We start from the raw sequence: 23,298 nt of genomic DNA, 5'->3' as shown, positions 1-23,298 counted from the left end.
TGGGACGCGGGTTCGACGAGGAGATCCGATGAGAGCAAAAAGCATAAAGGATAAGGGGGGGAGCAGGTCCATACCGTTGCTGACGGTCGCCCTGTTGGTGGCAATCGTGGCGACACTGGTCCTTTTCGTCATCATGGAGAGACAGAAGGAATTCCAGCAGCAGTACCTGCTGAGGGGAGCCGAACAACAGGTTCTGGGACAGAAGATCGCCAAGTTCTCGCTGGAGGCCCTGCGGGGCAACGAGCCTTCTTTCCAGCAGTTGCAGGTTGCTCGAGATCAGTTCTCGCGATTGATCAACGAGCTCAAGAACGGGGCTCCCGGGCAGGGTCTTCCGCCGTCTCCCGAGCAGGTGATGGGCGCCCTGCGCAAGGTCGAGAACAGCTGGCTGGAGTTGCGCTCCTATGCGGACGAGATCTTGCGCAATCGCGAGACCATCCTGTCCATCGGAGAGTTCATTGGCGTGATCAGCGAATTGATCCCGCAACTTCAGGAAACCTCTGACGAGGTGGTCCGGCTGCTGGTGCGCGCCAACGCGCCTTCACGGCAGATCTATGTCGCCACCCGCCAACTGATGCTGGCGCAGCGCATCGACGACAATGTGGCCAAGGTGCTGCTTGGTGGTGCCGATACCGCGGCGGCCATCGACCAGTTTGCCCAGGACGCCGACCTGTTCGGGCGAGTACTCGAAGGCATGCTCAAGGGAGACAATCAGCTCAACATTCGCAAGGTGACCGACCCTGCGGGACGCAAGGCCCTCGAAGAAGTGGCCCTGTTGTTCGCCACGGTCAACGATCACGCGGGGGAGATCATCGAGGCGACGCCTGCCCTGCTGCCGGCACTCGAGGCGATCGACGAGATCACACCGTCGTCGGAAAGGCTCGACCGTGATACGGCAGCGCTGATTGCGGCCTATCGCGAACAGGCGGGGACGATCCGTGTTGGCCCGGTTGTGCTGGGTCCGACCATCGTTACGGTGCTGGGTGCAGTCGCCCTCGGCCTGCTGATCCTGCTGGGGGTGGCCATGCTGCGTGATGCCCGACGCCGCGAGGCTGGGGCCGCGGAGCAGAACCGACGCAACCAGGAGGCCATTCGTCGCCTGCTCGACGAGATGGTGGACCTGGCCGATGGCGACCTGACCATCCAGGCCACGGTGACCGAGGACATCAGCGGCGCCATTGCCGACTCGGTCAACCAGGCGGTGGAAGAGATGCGCAGTCTGGTGGCAACCATCAACGAGACCTCGGTACAGGTGTCGAGTGCTGCCCAGGAGACCAAGGCGACGGCCATGCACCTGTCCGAAGCGTCGGAACACCAGCGCGAACAGATCGTCAACGCCTCGGACATCGTGCGCAAGATGTCCAGCACCATGGACGAGATGGCCACCAAGGCCAGCCACTCGGTGAGCGTTGCGCGGGAATCGCTCGAGATTGCCCACGAAGGTGGGGAGACGGTGCGCCGTACCATCGAGGGCATGGATCGCATCCGCGATCAGATTCAGGAGACCTCCAAGCGGATCAAGCGCCTCGGCGAGTCTTCGCAGGAGATCGGCAACATCGTGGAACTGATCGAGGACATTGCCGACCAGACCAACATCCTGGCACTCAATGCCGCCATGCAGGCCGCCATGGCCGGCGAGCAGGGCCGGGGTTTCGCCGTCGTGGCCGACGAGGTGCAGCGGCTGGCCGAGCGTGCCACCGATGCCACCAAGCAGATCGAGACCCTGGTCAAGACCATCCAGGCCGACACCAATGAGGCGGTTATCTCCATGGAGGCCAGTACCAGCGAGGTGATCTCCGGAGCCGAACGGGCCGAGGAGGCCGGCGAGGCACTGAAACGGATCGAGGAGGTATCGCGCCAGATTGCCGAAGAGATCGAAAAGATCGCTGCCGATGCCATCGGACAGTCCGATGATGCCAAGTCCATCAACGACACCATGAGCGTCATCCAGGAGATTACCCACCAGACATCCGAGGGAACCGAGCAGACCGCACGTTCCATCGAGGCGCTGGCCGACATGGCGCAGCAGCTGCGGGAGACGGTGGCGCGCTTCAAGCTGCCGGACGAGCCCAACGAGGAACTGCGCGGCTGATCGCCGCAAGGATGCCAGCACGAGCCAGCACGATGACCACAGAACTGTCCCTGGATCATAGCGGCCTGCACTGGATACGCCGGGAGGTGGAGGAAAACCTGCGCCAGGCCCGCCTGGTGCTGGAAGACTTTGTCGCCGGCGATGCCGAGGACCTGGCGCCTGCTATCCGCTCGTTGCATCAGGTCCGGGGCGCGTTGACGCTGACCCAGATCCATGGCGCGGCCATGCTGGCAGACGAACTGGAATGGCTCGCCCGGGGCATGAACGAGGATCGTGTCGGCAGTCGCGAAGCCGCCGCCGAGGTCCTCATGCTCGGTATCGCGCAGTTGCCGGCCTACCTCGACCGTATTGAATCGGGAGAGCCCGACATCCCGCTGATCCTGCTGCCCCTGATGAACGACCTGCGGGCCGCGCGCGAAGCGCCGTTGGTGTCCGAGGCCTCGTTGTTCGCACCGCGCCTGGATGCCCAGTTGGCAGCCGAGCCCGTGGAACAAGGCAGCGGCAATCCGCAACTCCCGGAGCTGGTGGCGGGACTGCGCATGGATTACCACCGCGCCTTGCTCAAGTGGTTCCGCGATCTCGACACGCCGGGTGGCCTCAAGGTGCTGCGAGGCCTGATTGACCGGGTCTCGTCTGCCGCGGGAACCGCGCGGCTGCGACGCCTGCTGGATGCCGCCGAGGCCTTGCTGGTTGCGATCGCCGAAGGCAGCGTGCAGACAACGCCCGCCGTCAAGCTGCTCTACGGGCAACTCGATCGGGTGTTCAAGCGGATGATCGATCAAGGGGAAGAGGCGGTCGCCCAGGATTTCCCCGTCGAGCTGCTGAAGAACTTCCTCTATTACATCGCCCGTTCCGATTCTTCCGATCCCGTGGTGCTGGCGGTGCGCCGTGCAGCCGATCTGGCGAACAGTTTCCCCGACCTCTCGGAAGAGGATCTGCGCGAGGGGCGGTTCATCGGCGCAGGGCGCGAGTTGTTCGAGAGTGTCGCACAGGCGCTGGAAGAGGACCTGCAGCGCATCAAGGACCAGCTCGACCTCTACATGCGGGGCGACCGACACGATCTTGAACGTTTCGCCTCGCTCGCCGAGCCAATCCGCCGCATGGCCGATACGCTGGGGATGATCGGTCAGGGAGGGTTGCGGAGCCGGCTGGTACCGCATGCCGACATGATCCGTGATGCGGTGGAAAAAGGCGAACCGCCCGATGAAGCCCGGCTCGACCACCTGGCCTGGGATCTGCTGTCGGTGCAGTCGGCCTTGCCGACGCTCTCGGAGCCGGCCCTCTCGCAGGATGAAGCGGCCGCCGACGAGGCCATCGTGCCGGAAGGCGAATACCGGCAGTATCTGAAAGTGGCGCTCGACCAGGCTTTCGTCGAACTGGCCCGGATCAAGGAAGCGCTGAGCACCTATTTCGACACCGGCACGGTCGGCATCCTGGACCCGGTGCCGGCGATCCTGCATCGTCTGTCTGGTGTATTCAGCGTGCTCGATCAACAGGTGGTAGGCGACCTGTTCGTGCGTCTGCAGGGTTATGTCGAGGCGCTGCTGTCCGGGCAGAGGGAAGCGCCCGATGCAGGCGAGCGTGATCGCCTGGGAGACATGATCAGTGGTATCGAGGTGCATCGCGAATCGCTGCTCGAGCCTTCGCCTGATCGCCGACGTGCGCTGGTGGTGGCCGGTGAGGCGGCCGATCATCTGGGGCTGGCCGAATCGTCCTGCGCCGGAGAGCGGACAGTGGCCGAGGATCCGGTTGTTGCGGGCGCGCTGGAGGACGAGGCGCCAGGTGCTGAACCGTCGGCACCGGTGACGGAGGCAACGGAAGTCACCGGGGACGACTCGGTCTCGGTGAATGCGGTCGAGCAACCCGACCAGGGGCGCGCCGAAGAGGGCGGGCAGGCAGACGCCGGCGTCTATTCCAGCGAGCCGGTCTCGGCACTGGCCGACGACGGCTCCTCGGTGCTGGATTCCGAAATCCTGTCGATCTTCGTCGAGGAGGCACGCGAGGAGCTGCAGACCCTGCAGGCCCATTTCCCCGTGTGGCGGGAGGACCCCGCCGATCGTGAAGCGCTGACGCGCATCCGGCGGTCCTTCCATACCCTCAAGGGCAGTGGACGCCTGGTGGGTGCCCTGGAGATAGGGGAGTTTGCCTGGGCGCTGGAAAATCTGCTCAATCGTGTCATCGACGGTACCCGCAGGGCGGATACCGAGGTTTTCACGATTGTCGAGGAAGCGCTCGAACTGCTGCCAATGCTGATCGAGGCTCGCGAGAGTGGTAGTGCTGCGGTCGACGGCGTGCTGGAACTGCAGGCCAGGGCGGAGTCCTTGGCCGCAGGTACCCCGTCCGAGGAGGCCGCGGCCGCAGACGAACCCCTTGAGGAAGCGCTCGAGCAGGCCTCAGGGTTCGAAGAAGAGTTCGACGTGGTGTTGGAAGGCGAGGTGGCCGAAACGGAGATCGAGGTCGATACCGAACCGCTGATTCTCGCGCTCGACGAGGACGACGATGAGGAGGAGATTTCTTCGCTGTTGTCTGCAGAAGCCGAAGATCAGGAAGACGAGTCCATCCTTACCCCCACCACGGAAGAACGCCCTCCCATCGAGCTGGACGAGACGCTGCACCAGATCTTCGTCCGGGAGGCAGAGAACCACCTGGCGACGATGGAGTCCTTTATTGCCCGTTGCCGCGGCATCGCCAATGGCTGTGTCTTCAACGATGAGCTGCGTCGTGCACTGCACACCTTGCGCGGTAGTGCCCACATGGCGCAGATCGCCTCGGTGGCCGGGTTGGCCGGTGCCCTGGAGCGCTGGGCCAATCTGCGCCACGAGCTGGCGCATCGGACCGATCAGGCGGCTATCGATCTGCTCGAACGCGGGCATTTCGTGATCAGCGCGTTGCTGGCGGTAATCCATGTGCCCGGAGCCCAGATGCCTTCCTGGCAGGCCCTGGTGCAAGAGATCGAGCTCGAGATCGAGGTCCTGGAGGGCGCCGAAGATACCGGAACAGGAGCTGAAACGGCCCAGTCGGGAGACGAAACGTCGCCCTATGACGAGGAGCTGGTCGCCATCTTCGTCGACGAGGCGCGGGAACTGCTCGACCGTCTGGAGTCCGGCATGGCGGACTGGCAGGCGAGGCCGGACGATCTGCTGCCCGTGGTCCACATGCAACGTGGTTTGCACACCATCAAGGGCGGGGCGCGGCTCTCGGGGGTGACGGCCATCGGTGATTTGAGTCACGCGATGGAGTCCTTGCTCGAGAGCGTGGTCGATCAACGGGTACATTCCACTCCTGATATCGTCCGCCTTACCCGGCAGGCACTGGATGTCCTGACGGCGCAGATCGAGGCGCTCGAACAAGACGAAGCGGTCGAAGTGCAGGAAGCCCTGGTCGAGCACCTCCAGGCGGCGGCACGAGGTGAATCCTTTGCCCTGTCGACGCAGGAACCCGGTGAGGCAGGCGACGACCGGGCGGCCCGGCTAAATATCGAGGAAGATGCCAGTGAGCTGGAGTTGCTGGACGATACGGAGCTGGATTCGCTGGAACAGGCGGCCTCTGGCCTGTCCCAGTCCACCTTGCTGACCGATTCCCAGTTGCTCACCGATTCCGAGTTGCTGATCGAGTCGGACCTCGTTTCCTCATCGTCCATGGTCGCCGCCGGCGACAGCGAACTGTTGGCGGGGGTGTCGGCAGATTCCCGGATCATCCAGTTTCCCGCGCGCGGTCGCCTTGCCGAGGAGAACGAGCCGCCACGTCGCCCGCCGCCGCCCGAAGAGGAAAAGAGCACCACCTCGAAGGAACGGGTGCGGGTGCGCGCCGACCTGCTCGACCAGATGGTCAACAATGCGGGTGAGGTCAGTATCTACGGCGCCCGCCTCGAGCAGCAGAACAAGACGCTTGGCTACAACCTGGACGAACTGGCGCAGACCATCGGTCGCCTGCGCGAACAGCTGCGCAAGCTGGAGAACGAGACCGAGGCGCAGATCCTGTCGCGTCACGAGCGCGAGCACGAAGGCGAGTTGCCGGATGGTTTCGATCCGCTGGAGATGGACCGCTATTCCACCATCCAGCAATTGTCGCGCGCCCTGGCCGAGACCACCGAGGACCTGAACAGCCTCAGCGTGACCCTGCAGGAGCAGAGCCGGGACACCGATACCCTGTTGCAGCAGCAGTCGCGGGTCATCAATGACCTGCAGGATGGCTTGCTGAGGACGCGCATGATCCCGGTCGGCTCGCGTGCCTCGCGTCTGCAGCGCGTGGTACGGCAGACTGCCGAGACGGTCGGCAAGCGGGCCGAACTCACCCTGACCGGCGCCGCGGGCGAGATGGATCGCGCTATCCTGGAGCGCATGATGGCGCCGCTCGAACACCTGCTGCGCAATGCGGTGGTACACGGCATCGAGGCGCCGGCCGATCGCGAGGCTGCCGGAAAGCCGCCGGTCGGCAAGGTGTCGCTGGTTGTGAGCCGGGATGGCTCGGACGTGGTGCTCGAGGTCAGCGACGATGGCCGCGGCCTGGATCGCGAGGCCATCCGCCGCAAGGCGATCGAGCGTGGTCTGCTCGATCCCGAGGCCCATATCGACGACGATGATCTGGATGCCTTCATTCTGGAGGCGGGGCTGTCCACTGCCCATGAGGTGACCCAGGTGGCTGGCCGCGGCGTCGGCATGGACGTGGTGGTCAACGAGGTCAAGCAGCTCGGCGGCACGCTGGATATCGATTCGCAGCCGGGCAGCGGCACCCGTTTCACCATACGCCTGCCTTTTACCCTGGCGATCAGCGATGCCCTGCTGGTCGGGATCGACGACGAGGTGTTTGCCGTGCCCCATGGCAGTCTGGCCGGTATCGCGCGCATTCCGCGCAGCGAGCTGGAGGCCTGCTACCGGGGTGAGCGTGCGACCTTCTCCTATGGTGGACACGAATACACGGTGCGTTATCTCGGCCGCCTGTTGGGCACCGGGTCTCCCCACCTGCCTGAAGGCGAGCGCTGGATGCCCCTGTTGCTCGTGCACTCCGGTGAACATCGCATGGCCATCCAGGTCGATCGCCTGCTTGACAACCGCCAGATCGTGGTCAAGTCGTTGGGCACCCAGCTGGCCAGTATCCGCTGGTTCACAGGTGGCACCATTCTGGCTGACGGGGGTATCGCGCTGATTCTCGATATCGGTGCCCTGGTGCGCATGGAGTCGGCGCGCCAGGCGATGCCCGAGCCCCTGGCGGAACGTGACGACGAAGCGGCCGGAGTCAAGGTCATGGTCGTGGACGATTCGATCACGGTGCGCAAGGTGACCAGTCGCCTGCTCGAGCGTCACAATATGCAAGTCATCACTGCGCGTGATGGTGTGGACGCGGTGACCCTGTTGCAGACCGAGCGGCCGGACGTGATGTTGCTGGACATCGAGATGCCGCGCATGGACGGCTTCGAGCTGGCGCGGCACATGCGTAGTACCGAGGCGCTCAAGGACATTCCCATCATCATGATCACCTCGCGTACCGGCAGCAAGCACCGGGAGCATGCACAGGAGCTGGGCGTGCGCCACTACCTGGGCAAGCCCTACCAGGAGTCGGAATTGCTGGAGAACATCTATACCGTGCTCGCCGAGGTGACGTCGTGAGTGATACGCCGGCCTATCCACGGGAGATCCGCGGGCTGGTGATCCCCTTGCAAACGGATGTCTCGCTGCTGCTGCCCAATGCAGCGGTGGCTGAGATCATAGATTTTCACGGTGTCTCCGCCCTGCCGGACAGGCCCGACTGGGTCGCGGGTGAGACGGACTGGCGCCAGCGGCGGCTATCGGTGGTGCGTTTCGAGATGCTGCTGGGCGAATCCATGGTGGCGGAAAGTCCGCGGCAGCGCATCGTGGTCTGTCATGTGCTCGACCCGCAGGCGCGGCGTCCTTTCGTGGGTATCGTGGCAGCGAACATTCCCCGTCTTGTCCGTATCCAGGAGTCGATGCTGGAAGGTACGCCGATGCCCGAGAACTGGCGTGAGCGACCGCTGCGTGCTGCGTTGCGTTTCGATGGGCAGGCGACTGTCATCCCCGACCTGCCCGCACTGGAGCGTGAACTGGAGGCCGTTGCGCCGGCCTGAGTTCTGCGCTGCTCAACGAAAATCCCCCCACAACACCTGGATCGCTGACAGTGCAGCCAGTGGTGCGGTCTCGGTGCGCAGGATATGTGAGCCCAGACGCACTCCGGTGAGTCCCGCAGTGCACGCCGCCTTGCGCTCGGCCTCGCTCAGCCCACCTTCTGGTCCGACCAGCAGCGACAGGCGGTCACCCGGTGCGGGCAGCTCGGGCAGGGAACGCGTTGCGCGGTGGTCGAGCAGCAGACCGGGCAACGGCGGTGCGCACAACCAGTCGCTCAGACGCTGCGGCGGGTGCAGCAGCGGCAGTCGCGCGCGGCCCGACTGTTCGCAGGCATGCCGGATGACCCCCAGCCAGTGTTGTCGGCGTTTCTCCTGCTTGTCGCCCGATAACTTTACCTGGGTGCGCTCGGTGAACAGCGGACTGATCTCCGCCACGCCCAGCTCCACCGCCTTCTGCATCGCATAATCCATGCGCTCGCCGCGGGAGATGCCGATGGCCAGGTGCAGGTGCAACGGCGGCGGGGGCTCCTCGCGCAGCACGGTACCCACCTCGGCAACAGCCTGGTGCCTGCCCGTGATACGCAGCACGGCGGCGAAGTCGCGTCCGCTGCCGTCGAAGAGCAGGATGCGGGCGCCATCGTTCAGACGCAGGGTGGCCAGGAGGTGGCGCGCGGCATTTGCGTCCAGCGCCACGGTCTGGCCGGTCTCCAGGGGCGTCGGGCTGAAGATCCGGTGCTCGCGCATGAGGGACTCAGAGGCCCAGCCGGTCCCAGATTGCCAGCGTGGGATCGGCCTGGTTCATGGTGTAGAAATGCAGTCCCGGTGCGCCGGCAGCCAGCAGCTGCTCGCATAGCCCGGTGACGACCTCCAGGCCGAAGGCGCGGATGCTCTCCACGTCGTCGCCATAGGCCTCGAGGCGCTTGCGGATCCAGCGCGGGATCTCGGCGCCGCAGGCATCGGAGAAGCGCGCCAGGCTGCTGTAGTTGGTGATCGGCATGATCCCCGGCACGATGGGGATGTCCACGCCGCGCGCGCGTATCTGCTCCACGAAATGCACATAGGCATCCGCGTTGTAGAAGTACTGGGTCATGGCCGAGTCGGCGCCGGCCTCGACCTTGGTCCGGAAGTTGTCCAGGTCGACCAGAAAGTTCGGCGCCTGCGGGTGCATCTCGGGATAGGCAGCGACCTCGATGTGGAAGTGATCGCCGAAATGCTCGCGAATCAGGGCTACCAGCTCGCTGGCATGCGTCAGCTCGCCACCGCCCAGACCGGTGCCCGAGGGCGGGTCACCGCGCAGTGCAACGATACGACGGATGCCTTGTTCACGATAGCGGTTCAGGATCTCTAGCGTCTCGGCGATGCTGTTGCCGATGCAGGTGAGATGCGGCGCGGTGTCGATACCCTGCGAGACCAGCCAGTCCACGGTGGCGAAGGTGCGGTCCCGTGTCGAACCGCCCGCCCCGTAGGTGCAGGAGAAGAAGGCCGGGCGGCGCTCGGCCAGCCGAGCCACCGTGGACTGCAGTTTGACCATGCCCTTCTCGGTCTTGGGCGGGAACAGCTCGAAACTGAAGGTTTTGTCTGGGTTCATGCTTTGTTCACCACTAAGAACACAAAGAACACGAAGAGCATATGGGCAGAGGCGGCCGGGTCAGGTCCAGATTCCGAGGGATGAGTGGCCGTCTGAGGCTGCGCCTATTACCACAAACCGCCCCGTTGCCTGCTGTACTCAAAGAGGCGAGCCTTTTCAGCTATATCGCTTTGTGCGCTTCGTGTCCTTTGTGGTTTCCCCCGGTCAGTAGCGATAGTGATCGGGCTTGTAGGGGCCTTCGACCGGCACGCCCAGGTAGTCGGCCTGTTCCTGGGTGAGGGTGGTCAGGTGCGCGCCGATCTTCTCCAGGTGCAGGCGGGCGACCTCTTCGTCCAGCTTCTTGGGCAGGATGTAGACGCCCACCGGGTACTGGTCGGTCTTGGTGAACAGCTCGATCTGCGCCAGCACCTGGTTGGTGAAGGAGTTGGACATCACGAAGCTGGGGTGGCCGGTGGCGCAGCCCAGGTTCACCAGCCGGCCCTCGGCCAGCAGGGTGATGCGGTGGCCATCGGGGAACACGATCTGATCCACCTGCGGCTTGATGTTGATCCACTCGTATTGGCGCAGCGATTCGACCTGGATCTCGTTGTCGAAGTGGCCGATGTTGCAGACGATGGCCTGGTCCTTCATCGCCGCCATGTGGTCATGGGTGATGATGTCCTTGTTGCCGGTGGTGGTGACGAAGATGTCGGCCAGCGGCGCGGCCTCTTCCATGATCACTACCCGGTAGCCCTCCATTGCTGCCTGCAGGGCACAGATGGGGTCGATCTCGGTGACCCAGACGGTGGCGCCGAGGCCGCGCAGCGATTGCGCCGAGCCCTTGCCCACGTCGCCGTAGCCACAGACCACGGCGATCTTGCCGGCAATCATCACGTCGGTGGCGCGCTTGATACCGTCCACCAGCGATTCGCGGCAACCGTAGAGGTTGTCGAACTTGGACTTGGTGACCGAGTCGTTGACGTTCATTGCCGGGAACAGCAGCTTGCCTTCCTCCATCATCTGGTAGAGGCGGTGTACCCCGGTGGTGGTCTCTTCGGTGACGCCGCGGATGCCCTCGGCCATGCGCTTGTAGCGCTGCGGGTCCTCGGCCAGGCTGCGGCGCAGGGTGTCGAGGATGACGCGCCATTCCTCGGCGTCGCCTTCCTTCGGTTCGGGCACGCCGGTCTCGGCGAACTCGGCCCCCTTGTGCACCAGCAGGGTGGCATCACCCCCGTCGTCGAGGATCATGTTGGGGCCTTTGCCGTCCGGCCAGTTGAGCACCTGCTCGGTGCACCACCAGTATTCCTCGAGGGTTTCGCCCTTCCAGGCATACACCGGGATGCCGGTTGCGGCGATGGCGGCGGCGGCATGGTCCTGGGTGGAGAAGATGTTGCACGAGCACCAGCGTACCTCGGCGCCGAGTTCCACCAGGGTCTCGATCAGCACCGCGGTCTGGATGGTCATGTGCAGGGAGCCGGTGATGCGCGCGCCGGTCAGCGGCTTGTCGCGGCCGTACTTCTCGCGCAGGGCCATCAGGCCCGGCATCTCGGTCTCGGCAATGGCGATTTCCTTGCGGCCCCAGTCGGCCAGGGACAGGTCGGCGACCTTGTAGTCGGTGAACTCACTCATGGTTCCACTCCTGAAGTCAAAACATCGAGTGAGCGCCGTTGGAAACATCGTCTGTGGCGGATCCGAGCCTGGCCCTGGCGGGTTGCAGCGCTCCTCGGATCGGCGTTGTGTGCCTGCCGCCCCTCCGTGTCGGCCGGTGGTGGCGCGTCTTGAGCGGCGGATGGCGGATTCTACCCGGATTCCGGGGTGGCCCGCCAGCCGCCCGGATCCGATGGTCTATAGTTGACAACAGCCTCCGTCAGAGAGGCGTTCAGTCAAGAGTGAGGAGAGAGAGATGTCCGAGACGCACGTCGTCAAGCGTGACGATGAACAGCGGCCGCTCGAGCCGCTGTTCCATACCATCCGGACCCTGGACATGGGCGCGCCCCTGCGCTGGTTGCGCCTGGGTTGGCAGGACATGAAACGGGCCCCCGGTCCCAGCCTGGTGTACGGCTTTTCGCTGGTGATCTTCTTCGACCTGCTGAGCTGGCTGGCCTGGGACGGTGGGAACACCGTGGCCCTGTTCTCGCTGGTGCTGGCCTTCATCCTGGCCGGCCCCGTGCTGGCCTTCGGCCTGTATTCCATCAGTCGCCAGCTCGAGCAGGGGCGGGTGCCGCGCCTGGGTGTGTGTCTGCGCGAGAGCCGCTATCAGCTGCGCAATGAGCTGCTGTTCGCCATCGTGCTGCTGGTGGTATTGCTGATCTGGGCGCGCGCTGCGGCCATGGTCAACATCTTTGCGCCTGTCGACGAGGAAGCTGGCTGGCTGGGCGTGGTGCAGTTCCTGGCCATCGGCAGCGCCGTGGGCTCGATCTTCGCGGGGCTGGTGTTCTCGATCAGTGTGGTCTCGCTGCCGATGATGCTCGACCGCGATACCGATGCCATCACCGCCGCGCTCACCAGCATCAACGCGGTGCTCAAGAACAAGGGGCCGATGCTGCTGTGGGCCGTCCTGATCGGGCTGCTGATGCTGCTGGGATTCGCCACCGCCCTGCTGGGCATGGCACTGGTGCTGCCCTTGCTGGGGCACGCGAGCTGGCATGCCTACCGCGAGACGGTGTTGCCGCCGGAGGCAGAGGGGCTGAGAGAGCCCTGAGGGATGCCGCAGTGGTCGTGTGGTATCGGGCCGAAGCCTGACCTGCGGTTCGCCCTGATGGCGGGTGCTGCAGGTCGGGTTTCGGCCGACATTTCCGGTGCCGCAGGTTTCCCCTGGCGCCTTTCGCCCCCCGCCGTCTTCCGGTCCGGTCAGCCCCCGGCGGCGCGCAGGGCCTCGGCCTTGTCGGTCTCTTCCCAGGTGAAGCCCTCGTCCTCGCGGCCGAAGTGGCCGTAGGCGGCAGTCCTGCGGTACTTGATGCGATTAGTGTTGAGCAGGTCGAGCATGCGCAGGATGCCGTAGGGGCGCAGGTCGAAATGCTCGCGTACCAGTTCCACGATCCGCTCGTCCGGGATCTGCCCCGTGCCGAAGGTGTCGACCATGATGGAGGTCGGCTCGGCCACGCCGATGGCGTAGGAGACCTGGATCTCGCAGCGGTCGGCCAGCCCGGCGGCGACGATGTTCTTGGCCACGTAGCGAGCGGCATAGGCGGCGGAGCGGTCCACCTTGGAGGGGTCCTTGCCGGAGAAGGCTCCGCCGCCATGGCGCGCCGAGCCGCCATAGGTGTCGACGATGATCTTGCGCCCGGTCAGTCCGGCATCGCCCATGGGACCACCGATCACGAAGTTGCCGGTGGGGTTGATGTGGATCTTGGTGTCCGCGGTGAGCAGGCCGGTAGGTTCGAGCACCGGCTTGATGATCACGTCCATCACCGCGTCACGCAGGGCGGCCTGACCGATGGTGTCCGCATGCTGGGTGGAGAGCACCACGGCATCGATGGATAGCGGCTTGCCGTCCTTGTAGTGGAAGCTGACCTGGCTCTTGGCATCGGGGCGCAGCCAGTCGAGCTCGCCACTCTTGCGCACCTCGGTCTGGCGCTGCACCAGGCGGTGCGCGTAGAGAATGGGGGCGGGCATCAGCTCCGCGGTCTCGTTGGTGGCATAGCCAAACATGAGGCCCTGGTCACCGGCGCCCTGGTCCTCGGGGCGTTCGCGGTCCACGCCCTGGTTGATGTCGGGCGACTGCACGCCGAGCGCGGTCATGATCGCGCAGGTCTCCCAGTCGAAGCCCATTTCCGAACTGGTGTAGCCGATGTCACGGATGGTCTCGCGGATGACGCGCTCGTAATCGGGTTTGGCGGTGGTGGTGATCTCGCCGGCGATCAGACACATGTCCGTCTTGAACAGGGTTTCGCAGGCCACGCGCGCATGCGGGTCCTCGGCGAGGATGGCATCGAGTATCGCATCCGATACCTGGTCGGCCATCTTGTCGGGGTGCCCCTCGGAGACCGATTCGGAGGTGAAGATGAATTCGTTGGCCATGGTTCGAGTCCCTGTAGCTGTGTCACGCAAATCGCCAAGCGCGCGATTCTAGCATTTGTTGTGGGGCGGGGGGCATCTGGAAGAATGCGGCTGATTCATGACCAACCTGAACGAGACGAGAGCGAGGTGGTAGATGGTTTCCCTGCAGACCCCGGTATGTGAATTTGGCAAGCCCGCGGTGGATTTCCGCCTGCCCGGCGTGGATGGGCGAGAGTGGACGCTCGATGACTGCATGGGCGAGAAAGGCGTGCTGGTGATGTTCATCTGCAATCATTGCCCTTATGTAAAGGCTGTGCTGGATCGCATCGTGCGCGATGCGCGTGAACTGAAGGAATACGGCATCGGCAGCGTGGCCATCATGTCCAACGACCCTTCGCTCTACGAGGAGGATTCCTTCGAGAACATGAAGGCCATCGCCGAGCGCATGGACTTCCCCTTCCCTTATCTGCTCGATGAAACCCAGGAAGTCGCCAAGGCCTATGGCGCGGTGTGTACCCCGGACTTCTTCGGCTACAACGCGAACCGCGAGCTGCAATACCGGGGGCGGCTGGATGCCAGTCGCAAGGATGCCGCGCCGCCAGACGTGCGCCGCGACCTGTTCGAGGCCATGAAGCAGGTGGCGCTCACGGGGAAGGGGCCGGCCGAGCAGATCCCCAGCATGGGCTGCTCGATCAAGTGGCGAGACGAGTGACTCACCGTTTTCCGGTTCAAGTCTCGAAAAATCAAATGCTTGGTGGTTTCCTGTTAGGGGGTGTGTCCGGCTCTTTATGGGCACATTGGAATATTCGCGGAATCCTTACCTTGCCCCGCCAGCCCCACCTGGGCGAGAATACCGCACCATTTTGCGTTCGCAGGCCTGCTGCCGTTTCCACGGCGCTTCGAGACCAACGCGGAAGGCCGTTGCGCGACGACAATTGAATTTTCCAATTCTCGGCGCTCTCCGCGCCGGGACAGATTTTTTCGTCTTTGACAGGAGAGACCCATGTCCTCACGCAGAGAACTCGCCAACGCCATCCGCGCGTTGAGTATGGACGCCGTTCAAAAGGCCAATTCCGGACACCCCGGCGCACCCATGGGCATGGCCGATATCGCCGAGGTGCTGTGGAACGACCACATGAAGCACAACCCCAACGATCCGCAATGGCCGGATCGTGACCGCTTCGTGCTGTCCAATGGTCACGGTTCCATGCTGATCTACTCGCTGCTGCACCTGACCGGCTACGACCTGAGTATCGAGGATCTGAAGAACTTCCGTCAGCTGCACTCCAGGACCCCGGGTCACCCCGAATACGGCTATGCACCGGGCGTGGAGACCACTACCGGGCCGCTGGGGCAGGGCATCACCAATGCCGTGGGTATGGCCATCGCCGAGCGTGCCCTGGCCGCCGAGTTCAACCGTGACGGTCACGAGATCGTCGATCACCATACCTATGTCTTCCTGGGCGATGGCTGCCTGATGGAAGGCATCTCCCACGAGGCCTGCTCGCTGGCCGGCACCCTGGGTCTGGGCAAGCTGATCTGCTTCTGGGACGACAACGGTATCTCCATCGACGGTCACGTCGAGGGCTGGTTCGCCGATGACACCCCGGGTCGCTTCGAGGCCTATGGCTGGCACGTGGTGCGTGACGTGGACGGTCACGACGCCGAGGCGGTCAACAGGGCCATCGAGGAGGCCAAGGCGGTGACCGACAAGCCCTCGATGATCTGCTGCAAGACCACCATCGGCTACGGCTCGCCCAACAAGGCCGGTTCGCACGCCTGTCACGGCGCGCCGCTGGGCGAGGACGAGGTGGCGCTGACCAAGGAAGCCCTGGGCTGGAAATACGGTCCCTTCGAGATCCCCGAGGAGATCTACAAGGGTTGGGATGCGCGCGAGAAGGGCAAGGCTGCGCAGTCCGCCTGGGAAGAGAAGTTCAAGGCCTACGAGGCCGCCTATCCCGAGCTGGCCGCCGAGTTCAAGCGCCGCATGGCCGGCGAACTGCCCGCCGACTGGGAACAGAAGGCCGATGCTTTCGTCGCCGAGTGCAACGAGAAGCAGGAAAACAAGGCCACCCGCCAGGCTTCGCTGGCCTCCATCGAAGCCTATGCCGCGGCCCTGCCGGAGCTGTTCGGCGGTTCGGCCGACCTGGGCTGCTCCAACCTCACCGAGTGGTCTGGCCATCGCCCGATGCGCAAGGACAATCCGCATGCCAACTACGTCAACTATGGCGTGCGCGAATTCGGCATGTCGGCCATCATGAACGGCATCGCCCTGCACGGCGGCTGGATCCCCTTCGGCGCCACCTTCCTGATGTTCTCGGAATACGCGCGCAACGCCATTCGCATGGCCGCGCTGATGAAAATCCGCTCCATCTTCGTGTTCACCCACGATTCGATCGGCCTGGGCGAGGACGGTCCCACTCACCAGCCGGTGGAGCAGATCCCGACCCTGCGCATGGTGCCACGCATGAACACCTGGCGTCCCTGCGACACGGTCGAGAGTGCTGTCGCCTGGCGTGCCGCCATCGAATACAAGGACGGCCCGACCAGCCTGGTGTTCTCGCGCCAGGGTCTGCCTTTCCAGCAGCGCACCCCCGAGCAGATCGCCAACATCGCGCGCGGTGGCTATGTGCTGCGCGACTGCGACGGCACCCCGGACTGCATCGTGATCGCCACCGGTTCCGAGGTGGATCTGGCGATCAAGGCCGCCGAGGCCTCCGACAAGAAGGTCCGCGTGGTGTCCATGCCCTCGACCAATGTGTTCGACCAGCAGGATGCCGACTACCGCGAGTCGGTGCTGCCCTCCTCGGTACAGAACCGCGTGGTGGTCGAGGCCGCTGCGACCGACGGCTGGTGGAAGTACGCCGGCTGCAACGGTCGCATCCTGGGCATCGGCACCTTCGGCGAGTCCGCGCCGGCCGGTGAGCTGTTCAAGGAGTTCGGCTTCACCGTGGAGAACGTTCTCAAGGCCATCGACGAAGTCTGCGGCTGACCGGCTGCCCCGGTTTTCAACCAGAAATCGAAATCCCAAGTTGAGGAGTTGACGACATGACGATCAAAGTAGGTATCAACGGCTTCGGCCGCATCGGCCGCATGGCCTTCCGCGCAATCGTCCAGGATTTCGCCGACGACCTGGAAGTGGTCGGCATCAACGACCTGCTGGACGCCGACTACCTGGCGTACATGCTCAAGTACGACTCGGTGCACGGCAACTTCAAGGGTGACGTGAAGGCCGAGGGGGGCAACCTGGTGGTCAATGGCAAGACCATCCGTCTGACCGCCGAGCGCGATCCGGCCAACCTGGCCTGGAGCGACATCGGTGTCGATCTGGTGCTCGAGTGCACCGGCTTCTTCCTCACCGAGGAGACCTGCCAGAAGCACATCGACGCCGGCGCGCCCAAGGTCATCATGTCCGCGCCCTCCAAGGACGGCACCCCGATGTTCGTCTATGGCGTCAACCACGAGACCTATGCCGGCCAGAAGATCGTCTCGGCCGCTTCCTGCACCACCAACTGCCTGGCCCCTGTTGCCAAGGTGCTGCACGACAAGTGGGGCATCAAGCGTGGCCTGATGTCCACCGTGCACGCCGCCACCGCCACTCAGAAGACCGTGGACGGCCCCTCCATGAAGGACTGGCGCGGCGGTCGTGGCATCCTGGAGAACATCATCCCGTCCTCCACTGGTGCCGCCAAGGCCGTGGGCGTGGTGCTGCCCGAGCTGAACGGCAAGCTGACCGGCATGGCCTTCCGCGTGCCCACCTCCGATGTCTCGGTGGTGGATCTGACCGTGGAACTCGAGAAACCCGCCAGCTATGACGATATCTGCGCCGCCATGAAAGAGGCTTCGCAGACCCCGGGTATCGGCGACACCCTGAGCTACACCGACGAGAAGGTGGTCTCCACCGACTTCCGTGGCTGCGGTTATTCGTCGATCTTCGATGCCGGCGCCGGCATTGCCCTGGACGACACCTTCGTGAAGGTCGTCTCCTGGTACGACAACGAGTACGGCTACACCTGCAACATGCTGCGTTTCGCGCGGCACGTCGCCAACAACTGATGCCGTGAAGGTCCGGCCGCCGGGGCAACCCGGCGGCCGGCCGTTTCCGGAGAGTCTTCCGGACAGGGTGACCTGTCCCGAAGGTTTTTCGGGAACCGCCGCGCCGGCTGCTGCCCCGCTCCAGGGGAAGGGCGCCGGCTTCGGGGTTCCGCTACAGACATCTCAAACATATCAGGGAGTTCAACATGGCTTTCATCAAGCTGACCGATCTCGATCTCGCCGGCAAGCGCGTGCTCATCCGCGCCGACCTCAACGTGCCTGTCAAGGATGGCAAGGTGACCTCCGACGCGCGCATCGCGGCGTCCCTGCCCACCATCAAGCACTGCATGGACGCCGGCGCCCGCGTCATGGTCATGTCGCACCGCGGCCGTCCCGAGGAGGGCAAGTGGGACGAGGACAACTCCCTGGCACCCATTGCCGCCGACCTGGGCGAGAAGCTCGGCCGCGAGGTGCCGCTGATCAAGGACTACCTCGGCGGCGGCTTCGAGGTCGGCGAGGGCGAGCTGGTCCTGCTCGAGAACGTGCGCTTCAACGTCGGCGAGAAGAAGGACGACGAAGTGCTGGCCCGCAAGTACGCCGCCCTCTGTGACATCTTCGTGATGGACGCCTTCGGTACCGCGCACCGCGCCCAGGCCTCCACCCACGGCGTTGGCAAGTTCGCGCCGGTGGCCTGCGCCGGGCTGCTGCTGGCCGAGGAGCTCGATGCCCTGGCCAAGGCCCTGGCCGAGCCGGCGCGTCCCATGGTGGCCATCGTCGGCGGTTCCAAGGTCTCCACCAAGCTGACGGTGCTCGAGGCCCTGTCCGAGAAGGTCGACCAGCTGGTGGTCGGCGGCGGCATCGCCAACACCTTCATCAAGGCAGCCGGCTACAACGTGGGCAAGTCGTTGTGCGAGGCCGACCTGGTGGACACCGCCAAGGCGCTGATGGAGAAGATGAAGGTGCGTGGCGCCAACATCCCGATCCCCACCGATGTGGTGTGCGGCAAGGAATTCTCCGAAGACGCCGAGGCCACCCTCAAGCCGGTGGATCAGGTCGAGGACGACGACATGATCTTCGACATCGGTCCCGACTCGGCCAAGGTCCTGGCCGAGATCATCGCCGAGGCCGGCACCATCGTGTGGAACGGTCCGGTGGGCGTGTTCGAGTTCGACCAGTTCGGCGAGGGCACCAAGGCCATCTCGCTGGCGATCGCCGAGGCCAAGGGCTTCAGCCTGGCCGGCGGCGGTGACACCATTGCCGCCATTCAGAAGTACGGGATCTACGACAAGATCTCGTATATTTCGACTGCCGGCGGGGCCTTCCTGGAATACCTGGAAGGCAAGACCTTGCCGGCCGTGGCCATGCTGGAAGAGGCCGCGCAGAAGCTCGGCAAGTGATCGCACAGGGGCAGCCTGCGGGCTGCCCCGGCCGTATCGAGACGCCGCCGGGCATTCCGGTCAGGGCATCGCCAGGACGCTACCGACAGACTGAGAGAGCATGCAGAGAAGAACCAAGATTGTGGCCACGATGGGGCCGGCGACCGACGACCCCAAGGTGCTGGACGAGCTGATTGCCGCCGGTGTGGACGTGGTGCGGCTGAACATGTCGCACGGCAGCTACGAGGAACACGAGCGACGTTCCGAGCTGGTACGCAACCGGGCGCGCGCCAGCGGTCGCCAGGTCGGCGTGCTGGTGGACCTGCAAGGGCCCAAGATCCGCATCGGCCGTTTCACCGATGGCAAGATCCAGCTCCAGCCGGGAGAGCGCTTCATCCTGGACACCGCCTGGGACGAGAACGCCGGCAACCAGGAGCGGGTCGGCGTCACCTATCCCCCCCTGCACGAGGAATGCACGCGCGGCGATACCCTGCTGCTCAACGACGGCATGATCGTGCTCTGGGTCGAGGAAGTGGTCGGCACCGAGATCCGCTGCAAGGTGGTGATCGGCGGCACCCTTTCGAACAACAAGGGCATCAACAAGCAGGGCGGTGGCCTGTCCGCGCCTGCGCTCACCGAAAAGGACAAGAAAGACATCCTCTTCGCGGCGCGCATCGAGGCCGATTACATCGCGATCTCCTTCGTGCGCTCGGCCGACGATGTGCAGGTCGCGCGCAATCTGCTGCGTGACGCCGGAGGGCACGGCGGCGTGGTGGCCAAGATCGAGCGCGCAGAGGCCCTGAACAACATCGACGAGATCATCGACGCCTCCGATGTCATCATGGTGGCGCGAGGCGACCTGGGGGTAGAGATCGGCGACGCCGAGCTGCCCGCGGTGCAGAAGGAACTCATCCACAAGGCCCGGTCCATGAACTGCGTGGTCATCACCGCCACGCAGATGATGGAATCCATGATCCAGAATCCCATCCCGACCCGTGCCGAGGTGTTCGACGTGGCCAACGCCGTACTCGACGGCACCGATGCGGTCATGCTCTCGGCCGAGACCGCCGCCGGCAAGTACCCGGTGAAGGCCGTCGAGGCCATGGACCGGGTGTGCAAGGAGGCCGAAAAGCAGTCCAAGGCGCGCAAGTCCGATCACCGCCTGCACTCGGTGTTCGGACGTATCGACGAGGCCATCGCCATGGCCACCATGTACACCGCAAACCACCTGGGCGTGGCGGCCATTGCCTGCCTGACCGAATCGGGTTCCACGCCCAAGTGGATGTCGCGTATCTCTTCGGGTATCCCGATCTACGCGCTGACCAACCGGGTTTCAACCCGACGCCGAGTCACGATATTCCGCGGCGTCTACCCGGTAAGCTTCGAACTGGCCGCCGGGATCGACTCGCAGCAGGCCAACACCGAGGTCATCGAGGAGCTGCAACGCCGGGGCGCGGTACGCGACGACGATCTGGTCATCATTACCAAGGGCGACCTCAACGGCGTGGCCGGCGGTACCAACGTGATGAAGATCATCCGCGTGGGCGAACACATCATCACCAAGTGATGCGGACAACGACTTACAAACGTGAATCAAGAGAGAGGAGCTAACAGATGGCACTGATTTCCCTTCGTCAGCTGCTGGACCATGCCGCCGAGCACGGCTATGGCATTCCGGCGTTCAACGTCAACAACCTCGAGCAGATGCGCGCCATCATGGAAGCAGCGGCCGAGACCGATTCCCCGGTGATCGTGCAGGCCTCGGCCGGTGCCCGCAGCTACGCCGGCGCCCCCTTCCTGCGTCACCTCATGCAGGCCGCCATCGAAGAGTGGCCGGACATCCCGGTGTGCGTGCACCAGGACCACGGCACCTCTCCCGCGGTCTGCCTGCGTTCCATTCAGCTGGGCTTCTCCTCGGTGATGATGGACGGCTCCCTGGGCGAGGACGGCAAGACCCCGACCACCTACGAGTACAACGTCGATGTCACCCGTACCGTGGTCGACATGGCGCACGCCGGCGGTGTGTCGGTGGAAGGTGAGCTGGGCTGCCTGGGTTCGCTGGAGACCGGCATGGCCGGTGAGGAAGACGGCATCGGCGCCGAAGGCAAGCTGGACCACAGCCAGCTGCTGACCGATCCCGAAGAGGCCGCCGACTTCGTCAAGAAGACCGGCGTGGACGCCCTGGCCATCGCCATCGGCACCTCGCACGGCGCCTACAAGTTCACCCGTCCGCCGACGGGCGACATCCTCGCCATCGACCGCATCAAGGAAATCCACGCGCGCATCCCCGACACCCACCTGGTGATGCACGGTTCTTCCTCGGTGCCGCAGGAATGGCTGAAGATCATCAACGAATACGGTGGCGACATGGGCGAGACCTATGGCGTGCCGGTCGAGGAGATCGCGGAAGGCATCAAGCACGGCGTGCGCAAGGTGAACATCGACACCGACCTGCGCATGGCCTCCACCGGTGCCATCCGCAAGCACCTCAAGGAGAACCCCTCCAACTTCGACCCGCGGAAGTTCATGGCTGCGGCCACCGCCGCCATGAAGGACATCTGCAAGGCCCGCTACGAGGCCTTTGGTACCGCCGGCAATGCCTCCAAGATCAAGCCGATCTCGCTGGAGGACATGGTCAAGCGCTACCAGAGCGGCGAGCTGGACCCGAAGATCAACTGAGTTCGATCTTCCCGGCAACGAAAGGGGCGCCTCGGCGCCCCTTTCTTTTTCCTGCTCCCCCGCCCGTGGACGGCCCACCCGCAGATACCCTCAGGGCCCCAGACCCTGTCAGGGTTAGCCCAGATCTGCCAACACCTGACTGGATTTGGGTGTCCCATCATTCCAAGCTATCGACTTTCCCCTCCCGGGCCAGAAACCACCATTCGCGGCGAGGATGCTGCTCCTATCCGTAGGAGGCCCGTCCTCGGGCCGAATAACCGTGGAGATCAGTACAGCTGCAATGGCGGTTCGGCCATGCGCAGGCCCTGCTGTTCCAGGTCGTTGAGATGGCCCTCCCACCAGTTGGCCTCGGCCAGCCACGGGAAGGCGCGGGGGAAGGCGGGATCGTCCCAGCGGCGGCACAGCCAGCCAGTGTAGTGGATCAGGCGCAGGCTGCGCAGGGGCTCGATCAGGGCCAGTTCGCGCAGGTCGAAGTCGCGGAACACGCGGTAGCCTTCGAGCAGAGCATCGAGTTGTCCTGTCATCTCGTGGCGGTCGCCATGCAGCAGCATCCACAGGTCCTGCATGGCCGGGCCCTGGCAACAGTCGTCCAGGTCCACGAAATGCGGGCCGCTGTCGGTCCACAGGATGTTGCCGTGATGGCAGTCGCCGTGCAGGCGCAATGCCGCCGGTTCGATCTCCCGGAAGGCCTCGTCTATCGTGTCCAGCAGTGCCTGACTCAGCCCGGCGTAGCGCTCGCGGAAGGCGTTCGGCAGCAGGGGGCTTTCGAGCACCGCCGCGCGCGCGGCATGACCGTAGCGGTGTACTTCGAGTGCCGGGCGATGCCGGAAGGGCCGGGCGCTGCCAGCCTGGTGGATGCGGCCGAGGAAGCGACCGATCCACTCGAGCTGGTCGAGGTCGCCTGGCTCGGGTGCGCGGCCGCCCTGGCGCGGGAACAGCGCGAAGCGGAAGCCGGCGTGTTCGAACAGAGTGTGGCCCGCCCGCGCCAGCGGGGCGACCACCGGGATCTCGGCGGCGGCCAGTTCGCTGCTGAAGGCGTGTTCTTCCAGGATGGTCGCCTCGTCCCAGCGTTCGGGGCGGTAAAACTTGGCGATCACTGGCGGGCTGTCCTCGATGCCGACCTGGTAGACGCGGTTCTCGTAGCTGCCCAGCGCCGGTACGTGCCCGCTGGGCAGAAAGCCTGCGCTTTCGATGGCGTCGAGCACCCGATCGGGCGAGAGGCGGTCGTAGGGATGGCTCATCCGAGCAGCCGTTGCAGGCGCTGGCGGTCGAAGCCGTCGATACGCTGTTCGCCGACCAGCAGCACCGGCACGCCACGCGCGCCCAGGCGCTGGAACGCCTTGAAGGCGCGGCGATTGGTCTCGATGTCAAATTCCTGGAAGCGCAGCCCGCGCTGTTGCAGCCAGGCCTTGAGTTGCCGGCAGTGCGGACAGCGGCGGGTACTGTAGAGCGTGATGCGCGGCGTCCGGGCCAT

16 protein-coding genes and 1 riboswitch are annotated in these 23,298 nt (G+C 64.6%); of the genes, 10 read left to right on the top strand and 6 right to left on the bottom strand.

What is annotated here, in order from left to right; genetic code table 11:
• Positions 1 to 28: 28 nt before the first annotated feature.
• From EBS_RS09870 to EBS_RS13080, 3 genes are read left to right on the top strand one after another with little or no spacing between them, the layout of a single operon-like run.
• On the top strand, positions 29 to 2,089 hold the full coding sequence (locus EBS_RS09870) for a methyl-accepting chemotaxis protein (protein WP_043108504.1): 2,061 nt from the start codon (positions 29 to 31) through the stop codon (positions 2,087 to 2,089).
• Positions 2,090 to 2,121: 32 nt separating this feature from the next.
• The gene (locus tag EBS_RS13310; RefSeq protein WP_070104737.1) at positions 2,122 to 7,695 is read left to right on the top strand and encodes a hybrid sensor histidine kinase/response regulator; all 5,574 of its coding nucleotides are present in this window, start codon (positions 2,122 to 2,124) and stop codon (positions 7,693 to 7,695) included.
• On the top strand, positions 7,692 to 8,171 hold the full coding sequence (locus tag EBS_RS13080) for a chemotaxis protein CheW (protein ID WP_052199486.1): 480 nt from the start codon (positions 7,692 to 7,694) through the stop codon (positions 8,169 to 8,171). The genes EBS_RS13310 and EBS_RS13080 overlap by 4 nt, the downstream gene beginning before the upstream one ends.
• A 12-nt stretch (positions 8,172 to 8,183) precedes the next feature.
• Here the strand turns inward: EBS_RS13080 and EBS_RS09855 are convergent, their stop codons facing one another.
• From EBS_RS09855 to ahcY, 3 genes are all read right to left on the bottom strand, one after another.
• A complete protein-coding gene (locus EBS_RS09855) occupies positions 8,184 to 8,912 on the bottom strand; it encodes a 16S rRNA (uracil(1498)-N(3))-methyltransferase (protein ID WP_043108503.1) in 729 nt (242 codons plus the stop codon).
• 7 nt (positions 8,913 to 8,919) lie between these two features.
• A complete protein-coding gene (metF, locus tag EBS_RS09850; RefSeq protein ID WP_043108502.1) occupies positions 8,920 to 9,756 on the bottom strand; it encodes a methylenetetrahydrofolate reductase [NAD(P)H] in 837 nt (278 codons plus the stop codon).
• A 204-nt stretch (positions 9,757 to 9,960) separates the two neighbouring features.
• Positions 9,961 to 11,364 carry an adenosylhomocysteinase gene (ahcY, locus tag EBS_RS09845; RefSeq protein WP_043108500.1) on the bottom strand — a complete coding sequence of 468 codons (1,404 nt, stop codon included), beginning with the start codon at positions 11,362 to 11,364 and terminating at the stop codon, positions 9,961 to 9,963.
• Positions 11,365 to 11,387: 23 nt separating this feature from the next.
• Positions 11,388 to 11,466, bottom strand: a riboswitch (S-adenosyl-L-homocysteine riboswitch).
• 172 nt (positions 11,467 to 11,638) lie between these two features.
• Between ahcY and EBS_RS09840 the strand changes: the two genes are divergently transcribed.
• A complete protein-coding gene (locus EBS_RS09840; protein ID WP_043108499.1) occupies positions 11,639 to 12,436 on the top strand; it encodes a DUF2189 domain-containing protein in 798 nt (265 codons plus the stop codon).
• Between the two features lie 149 nt (positions 12,437 to 12,585).
• On the opposite strand, the gene metK is transcribed toward EBS_RS09840, so the two are convergent.
• On the bottom strand, positions 12,586 to 13,755 hold the full coding sequence (gene metK, locus EBS_RS09835) for a methionine adenosyltransferase (RefSeq protein WP_043108497.1): 1,170 nt from the start codon (positions 13,753 to 13,755) through the stop codon (positions 12,586 to 12,588).
• 133 nt (positions 13,756 to 13,888) lie between these two features.
• Here metK and EBS_RS09830 point away from each other — a divergent pair, with 133 nt between their 5' ends.
• The 6 genes from EBS_RS09830 (at position 13,889) to fba (ending at position 21,824) form a co-directional block, all read left to right on the top strand.
• On the top strand, positions 13,889 to 14,446 hold the full coding sequence (locus EBS_RS09830) for a thioredoxin family protein (RefSeq protein ID WP_043108496.1): 558 nt from the start codon (positions 13,889 to 13,891) through the stop codon (positions 14,444 to 14,446).
• Positions 14,447 to 14,737: 291 nt separating this feature from the next.
• Positions 14,738 to 16,726 (top strand): transketolase, encoded by a 1,989-nt coding sequence (gene tkt / locus EBS_RS09825; RefSeq protein ID WP_043108495.1) that lies wholly within the window; start codon positions 14,738 to 14,740, stop codon positions 16,724 to 16,726.
• A 56-nt stretch (positions 16,727 to 16,782) separates the two neighbouring features.
• Complete coding sequence (gap, locus tag EBS_RS09820) at positions 16,783 to 17,790, top strand: type I glyceraldehyde-3-phosphate dehydrogenase (protein WP_043108494.1); 1,008 nt, start codon at positions 16,783 to 16,785, stop codon at positions 17,788 to 17,790.
• Positions 17,791 to 17,975: 185 nt separating this feature from the next.
• Positions 17,976 to 19,166, top strand: a complete 1,191-nt coding sequence (locus EBS_RS09815) for a phosphoglycerate kinase (RefSeq protein WP_043108491.1) — start codon at positions 17,976 to 17,978, stop codon at positions 19,164 to 19,166.
• A gap of 100 nt (positions 19,167 to 19,266) precedes the next feature.
• On the top strand, positions 19,267 to 20,712 hold the full coding sequence (gene pyk / locus EBS_RS09810) for a pyruvate kinase (RefSeq protein ID WP_043108488.1): 1,446 nt from the start codon (positions 19,267 to 19,269) through the stop codon (positions 20,710 to 20,712).
• A 47-nt stretch (positions 20,713 to 20,759) separates the two neighbouring features.
• On the top strand, positions 20,760 to 21,824 hold the full coding sequence (fba, locus tag EBS_RS09805; protein WP_043108487.1) for a class II fructose-bisphosphate aldolase: 1,065 nt from the start codon (positions 20,760 to 20,762) through the stop codon (positions 21,822 to 21,824).
• Positions 21,825 to 22,090: 266 nt separating this feature from the next.
• On the opposite strand, the gene EBS_RS09800 is transcribed toward fba, so the two are convergent.
• Positions 22,091 to 23,065, bottom strand: a complete 975-nt coding sequence (locus EBS_RS09800; RefSeq protein ID WP_043108486.1) for a serine/threonine protein kinase — start codon at positions 23,063 to 23,065, stop codon at positions 22,091 to 22,093.
• Positions 23,062 to 23,298 (bottom strand): glutaredoxin family protein, encoded by a 237-nt coding sequence (locus EBS_RS09795; RefSeq protein ID WP_043108485.1) that lies wholly within the window; start codon positions 23,296 to 23,298, stop codon positions 23,062 to 23,064. The genes EBS_RS09800 and EBS_RS09795 overlap by 4 nt, the downstream gene beginning before the upstream one ends.

The sequence above is a fragment of the endosymbiont of unidentified scaly snail isolate Monju genome, from assembly GCF_000801295.1.
Taxonomy (GTDB): Bacteria; Pseudomonadota; Gammaproteobacteria; order Chromatiales; family Chromatiaceae; genus MONJU.
Note: the sequence above shows the minus strand (reverse complement) of the source record. Positions and strands in the feature narration are given on the sequence as shown.